The organism is Methylomonas sp. MgM2, assembly GCF_054172045.1.
In genome coordinates, this window is the sequence record NZ_JBSYXO010000019.1 from 35,511 (window position 1) to 49,364 (window position 13,854).

Annotated in this window: 11 protein-coding genes; 5 read left to right on the plus strand and 6 right to left on the minus strand. The window is 54.2% G+C overall.

Features of this window, described 5'->3' with window-relative positions:
• Positions 1-45: 45 nt before the first annotated feature.
• Positions 46-543: a hypothetical protein gene (locus tag ACW73I_RS14575; protein WP_458030121.1), complete on the minus strand. Its 498-nt coding sequence runs from the start codon at positions 541-543 to the stop codon at positions 46-48.
• A gap of 412 nt (positions 544-955) precedes the next feature.
• Between ACW73I_RS14575 and ACW73I_RS14580 the strand changes: the two genes are divergently transcribed.
• Positions 956-1,867: a hypothetical protein gene (locus ACW73I_RS14580; protein ID WP_458030122.1), complete on the plus strand. Its 912-nt coding sequence runs from the start codon at positions 956-958 to the stop codon at positions 1,865-1,867.
• A gap of 202 nt (positions 1,868-2,069) precedes the next feature.
• Here ACW73I_RS14580 and ACW73I_RS14585 read toward each other — a convergent pair whose 3' ends face one another.
• Positions 2,070-2,753: a hypothetical protein gene (locus ACW73I_RS14585; protein WP_458030123.1), complete on the minus strand. Its 684-nt coding sequence runs from the start codon at positions 2,751-2,753 to the stop codon at positions 2,070-2,072.
• 221 nt (positions 2,754-2,974) lie between these two features.
• A complete protein-coding gene (locus ACW73I_RS14590; RefSeq protein ID WP_458030124.1) occupies positions 2,975-7,297 on the minus strand; it encodes a DEAD/DEAH box helicase in 4,323 nt (1,440 codons plus the stop codon).
• A 382-nt stretch (positions 7,298-7,679) separates the two neighbouring features.
• Between ACW73I_RS14590 and ACW73I_RS14595 the strand changes: the two genes are divergently transcribed.
• Positions 7,680-8,432 (plus strand): methylenetetrahydrofolate reductase, encoded by a 753-nt coding sequence (locus tag ACW73I_RS14595; protein ID WP_458030125.1) that lies wholly within the window; start codon positions 7,680-7,682, stop codon positions 8,430-8,432.
• A 166-nt stretch (positions 8,433-8,598) separates the two neighbouring features.
• On the plus strand, positions 8,599-10,005 hold the full coding sequence (locus tag ACW73I_RS14600) for a TRAFs-binding domain-containing protein (RefSeq protein WP_458030126.1): 1,407 nt from the start codon (positions 8,599-8,601) through the stop codon (positions 10,003-10,005).
• A gap of 303 nt (positions 10,006-10,308) precedes the next feature.
• Here the strand turns inward: ACW73I_RS14600 and ACW73I_RS14605 are convergent, their stop codons facing one another.
• Entirely contained in the window at positions 10,309-10,617 is a 309-nt protein-coding gene (locus ACW73I_RS14605; protein WP_458030127.1) for a hypothetical protein, read from the minus strand.
• A gap of 573 nt (positions 10,618-11,190) precedes the next feature.
• On the opposite strand from ACW73I_RS14605, the gene ACW73I_RS14610 reads away from it, so the two are divergent.
• A complete protein-coding gene (locus ACW73I_RS14610) occupies positions 11,191-11,610 on the plus strand; it encodes a hypothetical protein (RefSeq protein WP_458030128.1) in 420 nt (139 codons plus the stop codon).
• 41 nt (positions 11,611-11,651) lie between these two features.
• On the opposite strand, the gene ACW73I_RS14615 is transcribed toward ACW73I_RS14610, so the two are convergent.
• Both ACW73I_RS14615 and ACW73I_RS14620 read right to left on the minus strand, forming a co-directional pair.
• Positions 11,652-12,269: a class I SAM-dependent methyltransferase gene (locus tag ACW73I_RS14615; RefSeq protein WP_458030129.1), complete on the minus strand. Its 618-nt coding sequence runs from the start codon at positions 12,267-12,269 to the stop codon at positions 11,652-11,654.
• Between the two features lie 2 nt (positions 12,270-12,271).
• Positions 12,272-13,210: a Tim44 domain-containing protein gene (locus tag ACW73I_RS14620; protein ID WP_458030130.1), complete on the minus strand. Its 939-nt coding sequence runs from the start codon at positions 13,208-13,210 to the stop codon at positions 12,272-12,274.
• Between the two features lie 144 nt (positions 13,211-13,354).
• Here ACW73I_RS14620 and ACW73I_RS14625 point away from each other — a divergent pair, with 144 nt between their 5' ends.
• On the plus strand, positions 13,355-13,747 hold the full coding sequence (locus ACW73I_RS14625) for a hypothetical protein (RefSeq protein WP_458030131.1): 393 nt from the start codon (positions 13,355-13,357) through the stop codon (positions 13,745-13,747).
• Positions 13,748-13,854 lie beyond the last annotated feature (107 nt).

Below are 13,854 nucleotides of genomic sequence, written 5' to 3' on the forward strand. Positions count from 1 at the left end.
CGCAATGCTAATCGCATCTTGTCTTCCTTCAGCCGTGTTTTATGGTTATGGCCGGCAACTTTTGCCTTCATATTCGAAATGATGTTGCCTATATTCTTTGCCGTCCCAGCGAACGACAGGGAAGCAGAATCCGGGGCCGCCGATCAAAATGTCCGGCCAACCTCCAACTCCTTTAGTGCCTAAGAATTCTGGAATACCTTGACTGCTGGTGATTACTTTCCACCCGCCGTTGCTTTCTTTACTGACGAGGCTAAATCCAGTGCCGGTATTCCCGTAGCAAAAGGTACCGCCTTCAGTAATAATGGCTTCAGGATACCCATCAACATTGATGTCTCCAATATTTTCAATATTTCCGGGAACGTATGACGAAGATCCGGGGTCTTCAAGGCCGCATTCGCTGCGCCATTGCTCGCCTTTTAACTGATAACCCGCCGCCTTGAACGCGGCGGCCTGGTCAGAAGGAGAAAGCACGTTTGGCAACGCAAATCCTGTTGGACTTATCAATATAAATGACAAACTAATCAATAAATTATTTGCTTTCATATCACTATTTTTCCACGGTGAGTACGTATTGGCCTATCTATTGAATAGCCGGCAAATTTTTGCCTGCGTATTTAATTCGCAACCGATCATAGCCGGTAATAACGCCGTGTCAACGTCAAAATTATCGAATCTTCCGTTTGGCGTGCGGTGTTTGATGCATTATTCATCGCATACGGAAGGTAGCTATTCCGATTGGCTTTAGCGCCTAGGGCTCAATGCTTAATTGCAAGACCCGACCCTATACACATATGGGGGAATTGGCGTTTGGGTAGATAGGTGGATTCATTGCATATTGATTTTTTACGCCGCAATCGTGGATCAAACAGTCAGAGGAGACCGTTAAATATCGCTAAAACTAAACATCTAGTCTAAAATCACCCACTGATTTCAACCGCTAACAACCCATGCAGCCATGAAACCCGCGCAATTCCAAATCGTTTATGACGGTCCAGCGTTGGAACATCACGAAATGAACGTCAATGATCTGGCCCCTGCTTTACTGGCTATCGGTGTTTTAATGGAAGAAGTCGGTAACCTCATGCACGGGGATAAATTTAAAATCGGTGTGAGTGTAAAAGGTTCGTTCAAAACCGGCTGTTTTGGAATCGAAATTGTCGCATCCGCAAAAAGCCTAATATTGGACGCCATCGACATCTTCAACCACGGAAACACCACTGCCGTGCTTAACGTTGCTGGCATCGTCGGTTTAATAAAAGGTTCGCACGGCTCTTTAATTGCAGCTTTGCGCTGGCTTAAAAATCGAAAAATTACGAAAACTGAAGTGCTTAACGATGGCCGCATCCGGATCTTTATTGATGACGACCACTTAGACACCGAACAGCTCACTCTAAAACTGCTGCAAAACTACAAAATCCGCAAAGCTTTCGAAGACATGATTGCTAAACCGTTACAGCGTGACGGTATCGAATCTATAGCGGTCGTCGATCCGATGGAGCCGAAAACGCCGGTGGTATTTATCGAAAAAGCAGAAGCCGGCTACTTCATCGCCCCAGAACTCGGCGAAGAAAAAATCAACGACCAAACCACCGTCGTGAATCTGCAAATCGCTAGTGCTGCCTTTGTCGATGGTAACAAATGGCGCTTCTCCGACGGTACGCAATCCTTTTTTGCCGAAATTCTAGACGACGACTTCCTGAGCCGCGTTAATTCCAACGAAGAAGCGTTTGCTAAAAGCGATATTTTGAAAGTCAAAGTGCGCATTTGTCAGTGGCTTACCCCGAAGGGCATGCGGGCTGAATATTCGGTCTTAGAAGTGCTCGAACATCGGAGTGCTATGAAGCAGATTGATTTGTTTAAACATTGAGCGCGGGCTTGAATTCGGTCCTTAATTGATTTTGCGCGGCTGTTACGATAAACGTCGAAGCGGAACATATTAGATAGAACGCCATTCATTCAAAGGCAAACCATCTTGTTCGTGCGTTTGGGTTATACGCCGCAATGAACTTTGTATGGTCAGAACATTCGTGCGGTTACGCGATGCTAACAGGATCTACGGCCCTTTCCGTTTACTTGGATGCAGCCATTTCTCGTATTGCGATCATAGGCTTCACTTCAACAAGCGCTCTTTTATTGGATGGATCTACTGCAAGAAGGCCTACGTAGAAAAGATGACGACCGTCTGCACTACTAATAGTCATGTATTGGGACGGATGTAGCTCTATAAGTAGACTTTCTGGAAGCTCGTCGTCAGGCAATATATACCCTATACTCACCGTCGTTTTACCGTTGGGCTGCACTTCAGAAACTGATATGGTAAATGTGAAACGTGGGTAGAGTACCCGCGTTGTCTGAGTCCGATCCAAAGCGAACGTTGTTGTCTCATTCAAATCGGCTACATTCAGAGTTGCCAGGTTCTTAAACTCTGACAATTGCTTTCCGGAATGAGATGATCTAAGAATGTCGCCGATGATTGAATCTGGAATGTCGTATTGTGCTTTGACGAGCCCTAAGGTGGATTTAAGCGAATCCCTCTCTTCTCCTACCTGACGGAACTTGCTATTAGCGCTCTCAAGCTCTCGGTTGAGGCGGCCGTTTTCTTCGGTGAGTGCTGCCACACGGATTTCCAGATTGCGATTATCCAGAGTCTGGACAATCACACCGGCAGCTGCTATAGCCCCTGCAAGGCCGGACGCCCACGCAAACAACTTCGTGCCCGTGAAGACTCGTGTAAATATTCCGATGAGTTTCATTTTTAACTACGAAAAGCCATGCATTCGGAATGCCTAACGCCAGTCATAACCTGGCCTAAAATGCATATATTCACATATTCGAAGTCAGAGTAATATTTATGCTTCAACGTCGCTCTGACCACGGATATTCGTGATTATCGTTGCAGTTCCTAGAAAGGCTTCCATTATGCGCATCATACTTCAACGTCATGAGTGTTGCCCAGCTCGTAAGTTAGAATGTATTAATTGGCCAAGGACAGCCCGGCTTGGCGCGTATATTTTTGTCTGCGCAGCAAGGCGATCTTCAATTGCGATTGTTCCTGTTCATCCAGCGTTTCCAGCAAGTCCACCTTGCCTTTTACGCTGACGGCAACCGGAATACCGTCGCGGTAGACGATGCGTTTGTTGCTGAGGGCCGGTATCCGTTGCCCGGCGGTGATCAGCCCGGTCAGATTCAATGGATCGGCCGCGCTGATCGCGATCAAGTCGCCCGCTTTGGGTTTTTTACGGATGTCGCGCAAGCGGTCCAGCGCCTCGGGCAGGGCGAATTGTTCGCCGGAAAAGCCTTGCACGAAGCGGCCGCCGCGCAGCTCGCCCCTGGCTTCCATGCGCCGAAACACGTACAGCAAGTCGCGCCAGACGGGCACGATGCTTTCTTGTTCCAGCAGTTTCCGGAACACCACGCCGTAGCGGCGCAGCAATACCCGGGCGATGTGCTCGCAGTGTTGGTAGCGGTCTGCGTCCGGGGCGGCGGGAAGGGCTCGAAGCAGCGACCAGCGCCCGGCCGCGCTGAACGGGTCGTAACCGGGATAGCGTTTGCCGCGCCGGTGCAGAACGGTCTGCGGCGTGATCAGGGTGCGCAGGCCTTGAAAACTGTCGGCGCTGACCAAGCCCCAGGCGGCCAGCTCCGCCAGCGCTTCCTCCAACTGGGATTTCAGCAGGCCGGTTTCGACTTGCAGCTCGGCGAAAAAGCTGGCGCCCATGCTTTTGAGCGCGCCATGGGTTCTTTGGGCGATGCCGGACAAGTCGAGCGCATCCTGAGGCGGCAACGGCGCATAGGCGCGCCAGTGCGGCAGATGCTCGCGGCGGATCAAGCTGATCGAAGTGGCTTTGCCGGCGGGTTGTTTGCGCTTGCCCGGCGCCGGGCCGGCCGGCAGATTCAGGCGCAGCCAGGTGATTTTGCCGGTGCCGCACAAACGGTCGAGTTCGGCGGATTGGTAGGCGTAGATTCGGCTCGGCAGGATGTCGGCTTCCCAACTGGCCGCCGGCAAGCCCAGGCCTTCCAACTGCAGCAAGCGTTGCTCCAGGCTGGCGGCGCCTTCGCCGGGTTCCGCCAAGCCCTGCCAGGCGAACAGAAAGCGCATGAAATCGGCCGGCGTCACCGCTTCGATTTCGCTGCGCAATTGTTTCAGCGTGTAGCGGTGGATGCGCGCCAACAAACCGCGTTCGCACCATTCGACGGCTTCGCTTTGCTGGCTAAACCGGCCTTGAATGACGAAGCCCTCGTTTTGCAGCGCGAGCAACGCCCCATCGACGGCAGCCGGGGTCTGCCCCAGCGTTTCGGCCAGTTGTTGCGCGGTCACCGGCCCCAAACCCTCCAGCCGGCTGCGGACGATTTCGCGTAGGGCCGTTTCCTGATCGACGGCTTCCGATGTATCGACCGGCTGAATGGCGGGTTGCAAAACGGCATCGGGGAATAAGGTTTGCAGCGCTTGCAGACGCTCGGCAGCCACCCACAAAGCTCGGCCACCGGCTATCGTCATCGCGGCGGCGCGCCGTTCTTGTTGCAGATGGCGGAAAAAATCATGGTTGCTTGTGGTAGGCGGCAACGATTCCGGCGCGCCGCGCAGGCCTTCTTCTTCGGTCAGAAAACCCAGCACCGTCAGCGCGTCGTGCAATTCGTCCGGACTGCGCATGTCCGGCCAGGCTTCGCAGCGCACTTTGTCTATGGCGTCCGGATTCAAGCGGCCTATGTCGGCCGCGCTCTCCGGCGTCATAAAGCGCCGTTGCCGCACCGCCAGCGTGCGGCGTTCCTCGGCCGGCGCATCGTCCAGGAAAGCGTAGGGCCTGGCGTTGAGAATCTCCATCGCCAGCGGCGACGGGCCGGCCAAGTCACGGGTGACCACCTCTATCGCATGCTGCTCGATGCCGGCCAACAGGCTTTGCAATCCGTCGATGTCCATCAGTTCGTGCAGACAATCGTACAGCGTCTGCTCCACCAGCGGGTGGTCGGGCACTTCGCGGTCGCCGCTGATATTTTCGAAACAGGCCAGCTGGTCGGGAAAGATCAGCGCGATCAAGTCTTCGGCGTCGTTGCGCTGAAAATAGGCCGGCACCTTCTTGCCGGAGCGCATGCGCGGCACCGCCAGCGCGGTATTCGCCACCCAGCGCCAGCGGGTCGGAAACATCGGCGCGGCCAGCAGCGCCTGTATCAATACCTCTTTGACGTTGCTTGCCTTCAGATAATGCGCCGGTTCTTCCAGCGGAAAACTATGGGTCGGCCCCAGCGACAGGACGATGGCGTCTTCTCCCGCCGCGGCCTGCAATTCGAAATTGAAGCGCCGGCAGAAGCGCTTGCGCAAGGCCAAGCCCCACGCCCGGTTGATCCGGGAGCCGTAACTGGAATGGATCACGAAATGCATGTCGCCGGTTTCGTCGAAGAAGCGCTCGAACACGATGCGCTGCTGGGTCGGCAACACCGTCAGCGCGGCTTTGGCGGCCGCCAGGTATTGCGCCAGTTGTTCGGCCACCGCATCGGGCAGGGCCAGGTCTTCGCTCAGATAACGGCGGGCCGCATCCTGCCTCTGCTCCAATTTTTGGTCCATGGCGGCGCGCAGTTCCGATACGGCCTGAGACAGCTCGTCGCTGCGCCCGGGCGCTTCGCCGAACCAGAACGGGATATTCGGCGGCAGGCCGTGGGCGTCTTCCACGTAAACCCGGCCCTGTTCTATCTTCAGCATCCGATAGGAACTGTTGCCCAGTTGAAAAATGTCGCCCGCCAGGCTTTCGAAGGCGAAATCCTCGTTCAGCGTGCCGATGAACAGGCCTTCGGGCTGCATGATCACGTCGTAATCGAATTGATCGGGAATCGCGCCGCCATTCATCAGCGCGGTCAGGCGTGCGCCTTTGCGGGGCCGCAGTAAGCCGTGCACGGCGTCGCGGTGCAGATAAGCGCCGCGCCGGCCTCGGCGGGTATGGTAGCCTTCAGCCAGCATCTTGACGACTTGGCTAAACTGCTCGCGGCTCAAGTCGCGATAAGGCCAGGCGCCGGCGTAGAGCCGGAACAGCTCATCCTCGCGCCATTCCCGGCAGGCCACTTCGGCGACGATTTGCTGGGCCAGCACGTCCAGAGGATGCGCGGGTATGGTGATAAGGTCCAGTTCGTCTCGTTGTATCGCCGCCAGCATCGCCGCGCATTCCACCAGATCGTCGCGGGTCAGCGGGAACAGCCGGCCTTTCGGAATCGCGCCCAGGCGGTGGCCGGAGCGGCCCACCCTTTGCAATAAGGCCGAAATGGCGCGCGGCGAACCCAGTTGGCAGACCAGATCGACGTCGCCGATGTCTATGCCCAGTTCCAGCGATGCGGTGGCGACCAGCGCCTTCAGCGTACCGGCCTTCAGGCGCCGTTCGGCCGCCAGCCGGTGTTCCTTGGCCAGGCTGCCGTGGTGCGAAGTGACGTATTCGTCGCCTAGCCGCTCGGCCAAAGCCGCCGCGGCGCGTTCGGCCAGCCGGCGGGTGTTGACGAAAATCAACGTGGTGCGGTGCTGTGCTATCAGTTGTTCCAGGCGGTCGTAAATCTCCGTCCACACTTCAGCCGCCATGACGGCTTCCAGCGGCGATCCGGTAACCTCGATTTGCAAATCGCGGGCGCGGATGTGGCCGGTATCGATAATCGTGCACGGCGCCGAGCGAGTGCCGGTCAGAAAATCGGCCATCAGTGCTATCGGCCTTTGCGTGGCCGATAAACCGATGCGCACCGGTGGCGTCGGGCACAGCTGCTCCAGGCGTTGCATGGACAGGCTCAGGTGTGCGCCGCGTTTGTTGCCGGCCAGCGCGTGAATTTCGTCAACGATCACGCTGCGCACCGTCGCCAGCATGTCGCGCCCGGAATCGGAGGTCAGCAATATGTACAGCGATTCGGGCGTGGTGACCAGAATGTGCGGCGGATTGCGTTTCATCGCCGTCCGCTCGGCGGTCGAGGTGTCGCCGGTGCGGGTCTGCGCGCGTATCGCCACGTCCGGCAGCCCGGCTTCCAGCAAGGCGAAGCGGATGCCGTCGAGCGGGACTTCCAGGTTCTTGTGAATGTCGTTGGACAAGGCTTTCAGCGGCGACACGTACAGCACCTGGGTTTGGTCGGGTAGCACCGAGTCCAAACCCTGCCGCACCAGATCGTCTATCGCGGCCAGAAACGCCGCCAGCGTTTTACCGGAGCCGGTCGGCGCGGCGATCAGCGTCGGCTTGCCGGTGCGAATCGCCGGCCAGGCCTGCTGCTGCGCGGCGGACGGCGCATCGAACTGGCTGTCGAACCAGCTGGCGACGATGGGGTGAAAGGATGTCAGCGGCATGTTGGGGTTATTAAAATACTTATAAAAAAGAGGCCATGGGGAGACGTTCCGTCGCGACGAGGCGTCGCTCCTACTTGGCTTCGCTTTCAGATTCCGAAATGAGGCCGGCGGTTGCACGATCAATAGGTTTTTCTAACCGAATCATAAGCAAGTTTCCGCGAAAAAAGTCGATTGACGGAGCGCAAACAATTCGCGCCAAAACTCGACAAGCCGTTTCATTTTAATCGGCGCATTTCTAAGGTGGTAAAATGTTTCAGTTCGAACCGCGTGGTTCTTCGCCCGCGAAAGTCAATTCGCTTTTTTACCCGTCAACGGCAGCTTAATTGCCGTGCATCGTATCCGTCGGAGCGAAACGGGGTAAAGCTTAAAAATACGGTTATTCATGAATATTTCCTTCGAAATCGTACCCAGAAGCCTGGAGGCTTTTGAACAGCAATACGCCTTCGTCCAAGCGTTGGATAAAGGCGTCAACTTCATCAATATACCCGATATTCAACGCTTCGAAACCCGAAGCTGGGAGTTGGCGACGCGCATAGACCGCAGCAAATTCCGCTTCGTCCCGCACTTTCGCGCGATTGATTTTAAGATCGAAAGCGGCGAGCTATATCGCATTATCGAAGATTTCGAACTCGACAGCGTATTATTGGTGACCGGCGACCCGCCGGAAGGTTTGAAGCGGGCTTATTACAACACCGACGTGGTCGACCTGATCCGCGCGGTGCGCCAGCGCTTTCCGCAATTGAACATATACGCCGGTTTCGACCCGCACCGCCAAGGCTTGCAGGACGAATGCGATTACACCCAGCGCAAGGCCGAGGCCGGCGCCACCGGTTTCTTCTCCCAGCCATTTTACGATTACCGATTGATCGAAATCTACGCCGAGCACATGGAAGGCCTGGAAACCTACATCGGCATCAGCCCGATCACTACCATGGCCTCCAAAAATTACTGGGAAGTCAAAAACAAGGTCAAATTTCCGAAAAGTTTCCGGCCGGATTACGACTGGAATGTCGAATTCGCCAACAACGTCATCGCTTCGGCGGCGGCCAACGGCTGGAATGTCTATTTCATGCCGATCAGGATCGATTTGAATAAGTATTTTGAAAGGATCGAGTTGCTTGGCTCGGCTGATTGATCCTAAGTTAGAAGACGAAAAGAAAGGAAGGGGGCGACTTATTTCGGACTGAGTCCTGGTTTTGTTTAGCGTGACGGTATGCTTGGATTACGATGCTTGTTGCTAGAATTTGATACGATTTTTCGGCAAAAACTGAATCAAGAACGATGAATTTAGGAGAAACCCTATGCCTCTGAAACCGCTTTGCTTCGTCGTGATGCCTTTCGGACTCAAGCCGGACCCCGGCGGCCTTCCGGACATCGACTTCGACCGGATTTATAACAATGCACTTAAACCGGCGATTGAAGATGCCGGCATGGAGCCGATCCGCGCCGACGAGGAGCGCGCCGGCGGGATTATACATAAGCCCATGTTCGAGCGGCTTTTGTTATGCGACTATGTATTGGCGGATCTAACCACCGCGAACGCGAACGTCTTCTATGAGCTTGGCGTACGACACACGGCCCGTCCGGCCACCACGCTTACCGTTTTCGCTAAGCATCAAAAAATTCCGTTCGACGTTAACTTCCTGCGAGCCTTGCCTTACGATCTGGGCAAGGAGAACGCCTTCGGCGATGACGAGGCGTTGGCGCTGCGCAAAGCCGTTGCCGAGCGGCTCAAGCAACTCCGGAACTTGAGCCGTAGCCAGACTCCGGTCGATAGTCCCTTATTCCAGCTCCTCGGCGAATGGAAACCCGGAGACATTGCGCGGCTGAAGACCGACGTTTTCCGTGATCAAGTCATTTTGAACGAGGAGCTTAAACGGCGGTTATCCGCGATCAGGGCGAAAGGGAAAGTCAAAGAGCGGCGGGATGAAGCGAAACAGGAGCTTCTGTCCCTGCGCCAGTCTATCGGGGAACTCGACGCCACGGACGCCGGCACGATAGTCGATTTGTTTCTTTCCTTCCGTGCTCTGGAAGACTGGGACGGCATGATCTCGCTTTACGATCAGATGCCGGAGTTTATAAAGGGGCAGATTCTGGTCCGAGAACAACTCGGTTTCGCGTACAACCGCCGCGCCGGCCAAAAAAAGGATCCGGCCGATCGGGCTCAGGCCCTGCAAATCCTGGAAGCCGTGGAAGATCAACAGGGGCCGAGCTCTGAAACGTGCGGTCTTATCGGGCGGATTAACAAAGATCTTTGGAAAGAAGCATTGGACGCGGGCCGTGTCGTCGAAGCGCGCGGCTATTTCACCAAGAGTGTCGAGGCTTATCTGCGCGGGTTTATGGCTGACCAGCGGGACGCTTACCCCGGAGTCAATGCCGTGACCCTGCTCGATATCAAGGGCGACGAGGCATCGTTGAAGCGGAAGGCACAACTGCTTCCGGTCGTTCGTTTCGCGGTTGAGCGGCGGCTTGGCGATAACCCGGATTACTGGGACTACGCCACTATGCTGGAGCTTGGCGTGTTGAACGACGATATCGATGCCGCTTCGGAGCATCTTGCAAATGCGTTGGCTGCGGTCCGCGAATCGTGGGAGCCGGCAACAACGGCGAATAACCTGCGTATGATTGAGCAGGCGCGGAAGGCGCGTAATCCGGATACGTCATGGTTGCTCGGGATCATCAATGCGTTGGAAGCGTGGCAACGATAACACCTGCCGAAAGCTAGGCTTGCCCATCCATTCAACGGAAATTTAAACGACGGTTTTCGCAGCTACAACGGATGTCGTAAAAGCCCGCTATCCTCGGCGGGGCTGAGGTGAGGGGCTTAAGGGTATGGTTACTCGCCGCACAAGACGCCGTGAATAGGTCCATGCAGGCTCAACGGCGGCTTCCATGCTGTCGTCCCGAAGGCGGAAGGAGCTTTACGACTGCCCTCTTAACGGCCGGAGAGCTAACTTTTTCATGCGAAGGCCTGATTCCGGAGTGCTTTACGCTGTTTGAATCGGCCGAGCTTATTCTTTGCGAAACAAGTCCAGGATCATCCGCTTTTCAGCGTCATCCAAAATATCGTCCGAGCTGAGGAACTTAGTCTGGCGTAAGTATTTTGCCGTAGCTGATTTTCTTTCGGTGTTGCGCCGTTCCGATTTACGCCGCTCTCTGGATCGGCGTTCGTGTTTTCTGCGATCATATTTAGGCCAGAGCACGTAGTGCTCTTGCATCATGGCGATCCATTCCGGTGAATTAAACTCGAAGTTGTTTTTACGTCGTTCGTTTTGGCGCCGAACGAATTTGCGACGAACGTGGTTCAGATTTGAGTTCATATCGTAGTTTATCGTGTCTCGGATTACCGATTCGGCTGTCTAAATTTCGATGTCTTGAATACGATAACAAGTTGCAATTCATTTAGCTATGCGCTTAAGTTCATACGGTACATCGATCATGTTCGCCGCGCTCTTAGAATATAAAATAAAAAGACCCGGGGAAAACAAAAAAGTTGCATAAAATAGACTGGTCGTCTTTTTTTCATGTCATACGAATGTAGAAAAAGATATTGAAACTGCCGGTTTGCTTTGGATTTTTTGCCGACCGCTTTAGCAGTTAGCGGCACATCGTCGGCGCTTAATGGCGATTGAGCCGGTTTTACCGATAGGCTGGCGCTATCGATTTTGCAGGGTTTGCGACAATCTGTAGTCAATCGCACGAATGCCGGGCTTTCCCTTAACGGTTTGTCGACACACGAATTCCGCTGGCCGACCCGAAAAACTCGCCTATCTCCAGGAAATAAAGGGTTTTTTCCTTCGAATGTAGCCATAGGGCTTGCCGTTTGCGATTAATGAAAAAGTTGGCAAAAGCCTTGCTTTATTTTGTAAAACATTGGCGAACGAGAGGTTGCTATGACACTGTACATTGGTTCCATGATGCCGGACCGCTCTCTGGAAGAAAGCGAGTTGATCAAAAGCATCATCAAAATTGCGTCGAATTTATCGAAACTGCGTGACTATCATGCGCAAAAACGCGCGCCTATTCTGGATGTCGTCTTCTTGTTGCCGTCCGGCCGTGAAAAAGCCGATTTCAAAGGCTTGCGCTTGCATTCTTTCGATACCTCGGAGCAAATTCTGCGCATAGAAGCGGCCGTACCGGAAAACATGGTGGATTCGGCTAACGCCGAGCGTTACGCGGTTGCGATCGTATTAGACGCCATAGACGCGGCCAAAGAATTTTTTTACGAGCAAAACATTTTATTCGATGCCGACGCGCATATGGCATTGATGGATACGATGATTACCAAGGAAGCGCAGCCCTGTTTGAGTTGAGGCGTGGTGCGGCCTTTCAATTTTAGGTATCGGTTCGGGAGTTATTTCACCGCCCGTATCAGCTTGATCATGTCGCTGCTGATCGGGTCGACATAAATGCTGCGGAATGGGCAGGCCTGGACGTTCTTGACGGTTTGACGATTGATATTGGCGCCGAACAAGCGAACGATCAGAGGGTTGAGCAGATTCATGAATGCGGCCATTAGTTTGTTGGAGCTCAAGACGTGTTCCAGCAAAATCAATTGGCCGCCCGGTTTCAAGACCCGGTAGATTTCCTTTAGCCCTTTGCGTGGTTGCGGTACCGAGCAGAACACGAAACTGGCGACCACGGTATCGAAGCTGTTGTCGGCGTAGTGCAGGCGCTGCACGTCCATCAAATCCAAATGCACATCCAATTGCTTGCGTTCCTGCTTGCGGCGGGCTTGTTCCAGCATTTTCGGGCTGAAATCGATTGCAGTCATGCGAGCCTGGGCGGGATAAAACGAAAAGTTCTTGCCGGTGCCGACGCCCACTTCCAGGATATGCTCGCCTTGGGCTTGAGACCAAAGTTTTTTGCGTAAGCGGCGAAATATCAGCCCTTCCAGAAAGCCTTCCAGGCTGTCGAACCACGGCGCCAGTCTGTCGTAGCGCCGGCGGATATCATCGCCGCTGGCCGCCATGTTTAGATTTCCAGCTGTTGAATGCCGTCAAGAAACCATTTGCTTTGCTTGCTGCCGATCGGTTTGGTGAAATGCCAAACCTCGCGTACCTGTTCGGTTTCGCCGCCGTCTTCGCGCAGGATGCAATCGAATAACACGGTGGCTTCCAATTCGGCGCCTATCTCGCGGACTTCCAGCAACTCCGCGCTGACTTTCAAGACTTCGGTTTGGCTGTCGCCGCCGGTCGCGCGCAATTGATCCTGAATTTCCGCGAATACTTTGTCGGTGGTCAAGCCGCGGATAGCGGCCAAATCGCCTTTGTCCCAGGCACTCTGTAAATAACGATAGGCATTTTCAGCGCCCGCAAGAAAACCGGCGCTATCGAAATCGGAGGGTACTTCCAAAGCACCGGCAGGCGCTGATTGTCCGTTTTTGCCGAACATCAAATCGGTGTTAAAACCCGCTGAAACTGATTCGGGCGGCGTTGAAGAGCCGTAATCAGGCTGATCGTTCTGATCGTAAGCCGACCGGTTATAGGCGGAACCTGGTGATGCTTGCCTTTGTCCGGCTTTGGCAGCAAACAAACGCATCAACAGGTAAGCGATACCGGCGAACACCAATATGTCCATTAAATTGATATGCTCAAAAGCGCCGCCGAAAAACAAAGAGCCCAACAAGCCGCCTAATGCCAATCCGCCGAGCAAGCCCATCAACCCGCCACGATTTGCCCAACTTTGGCGTGCCGTCTGATTTTGTGCGGCGGCTTTTTGTTGGCTGGCTGAACGTGTCGCTTGGCCAGCGGAATTTGGAGTCGTAGAGCGCTGATATGGCGCGCTGTAACTCGGTCTGCTGCCGAAGGATCTGCCGCCCCCGAAGCGTTTGGCTTGCGCTTCTTGGATGCCGGCCATCGTCAAGGTCAGCGCCAAGAAAAGCGTTGCGAGGATTCCGATTTTTTTATTCATGGTGTTATTAGCCTTGTTTAAATGCAAAGGATTCACTAAATTTTAGGGTGCTGGCGTAATTTTCAAGTAGAATAGCGGTTCGCTGGCGTATCTACAACTACTGTCCGGCGTTAATAGCGATATAAAAGACAAATATACAACTCGATGGTTGCATTTTCGCGTCAATTTTTGGTGATGTTATTGGTGTTGCTGCAATTTGCGGCGCCGCTGGTACATGCCCATGTCCACGACTTGGAGACGTCGCGGGGCTTCCATTTGCACGAGTTTGAGGCATTGCAGTTTAAGTCCGATACGGCGTTTCTGTCGACGCTGGATTATGCGGGGCCTATACAGTCAGCCGTCGTCGAAATGGGTTCGGCCATTAAGGCTCCGCAAAATTGCCAAGCGCTGCCGCCTATTTATTCGGGTTATGACGACGCTTGGCTGCCTAAACAATACCTAGTTGATATCATCAACTTTTCACCGCACGAAACGGTTCCAATTGCAGACCCTTTCCTCGATCATCCTTCCTCGCGCGCCCCACCTCGTCAAATTTAAATCGGCCGGACCGTCAATAGACGGTTTGTCGCTCGCCTGATACGCGATTTTGCGTTTTTGACCGTTTTTGACGGGATTCTGATTTACGATAATTTTGGAGCTCACAA

What these genes read in the sequence shown, in the direction of transcription:
- ACW73I_RS14575 (WP_458030121.1), bottom strand. Translation starts at nt 543, where the DNA reads ATGAAAGCAAATAATTTATTGATTAGTTTGTCATTTATATTGATAAGT.
- ACW73I_RS14580 (WP_458030122.1), top strand. Translation starts at nt 956, where the DNA reads ATGAAACCCGCGCAATTCCAAATCGTTTATGACGGTCCAGCGTTGGAA.
- ACW73I_RS14585 (WP_458030123.1), bottom strand. Translation starts at nt 2,753, where the DNA reads ATGAAACTCATCGGAATATTTACACGAGTCTTCACGGGCACGAAGTTG.
- ACW73I_RS14590 (WP_458030124.1), bottom strand. Translation starts at nt 7,297, where the DNA reads ATGCCGCTGACATCCTTTCACCCCATCGTCGCCAGCTGGTTCGACAGC.
- ACW73I_RS14595 (WP_458030125.1), top strand. Translation starts at nt 7,680, where the DNA reads ATGAATATTTCCTTCGAAATCGTACCCAGAAGCCTGGAGGCTTTTGAA.
- ACW73I_RS14600 (WP_458030126.1), top strand. Translation starts at nt 8,599, where the DNA reads ATGCCTCTGAAACCGCTTTGCTTCGTCGTGATGCCTTTCGGACTCAAG.
- ACW73I_RS14605 (WP_458030127.1), bottom strand. Translation starts at nt 10,617, where the DNA reads ATGAACTCAAATCTGAACCACGTTCGTCGCAAATTCGTTCGGCGCCAA.
- ACW73I_RS14610 (WP_458030128.1), top strand. Translation starts at nt 11,191, where the DNA reads ATGACACTGTACATTGGTTCCATGATGCCGGACCGCTCTCTGGAAGAA.
- ACW73I_RS14615 (WP_458030129.1), bottom strand. Translation starts at nt 12,269, where the DNA reads ATGGCGGCCAGCGGCGATGATATCCGCCGGCGCTACGACAGACTGGCG.
- ACW73I_RS14620 (WP_458030130.1), bottom strand. Translation starts at nt 13,210, where the DNA reads ATGAATAAAAAAATCGGAATCCTCGCAACGCTTTTCTTGGCGCTGACC.
- ACW73I_RS14625 (WP_458030131.1), top strand. Translation starts at nt 13,355, where the DNA reads ATGGTTGCATTTTCGCGTCAATTTTTGGTGATGTTATTGGTGTTGCTG.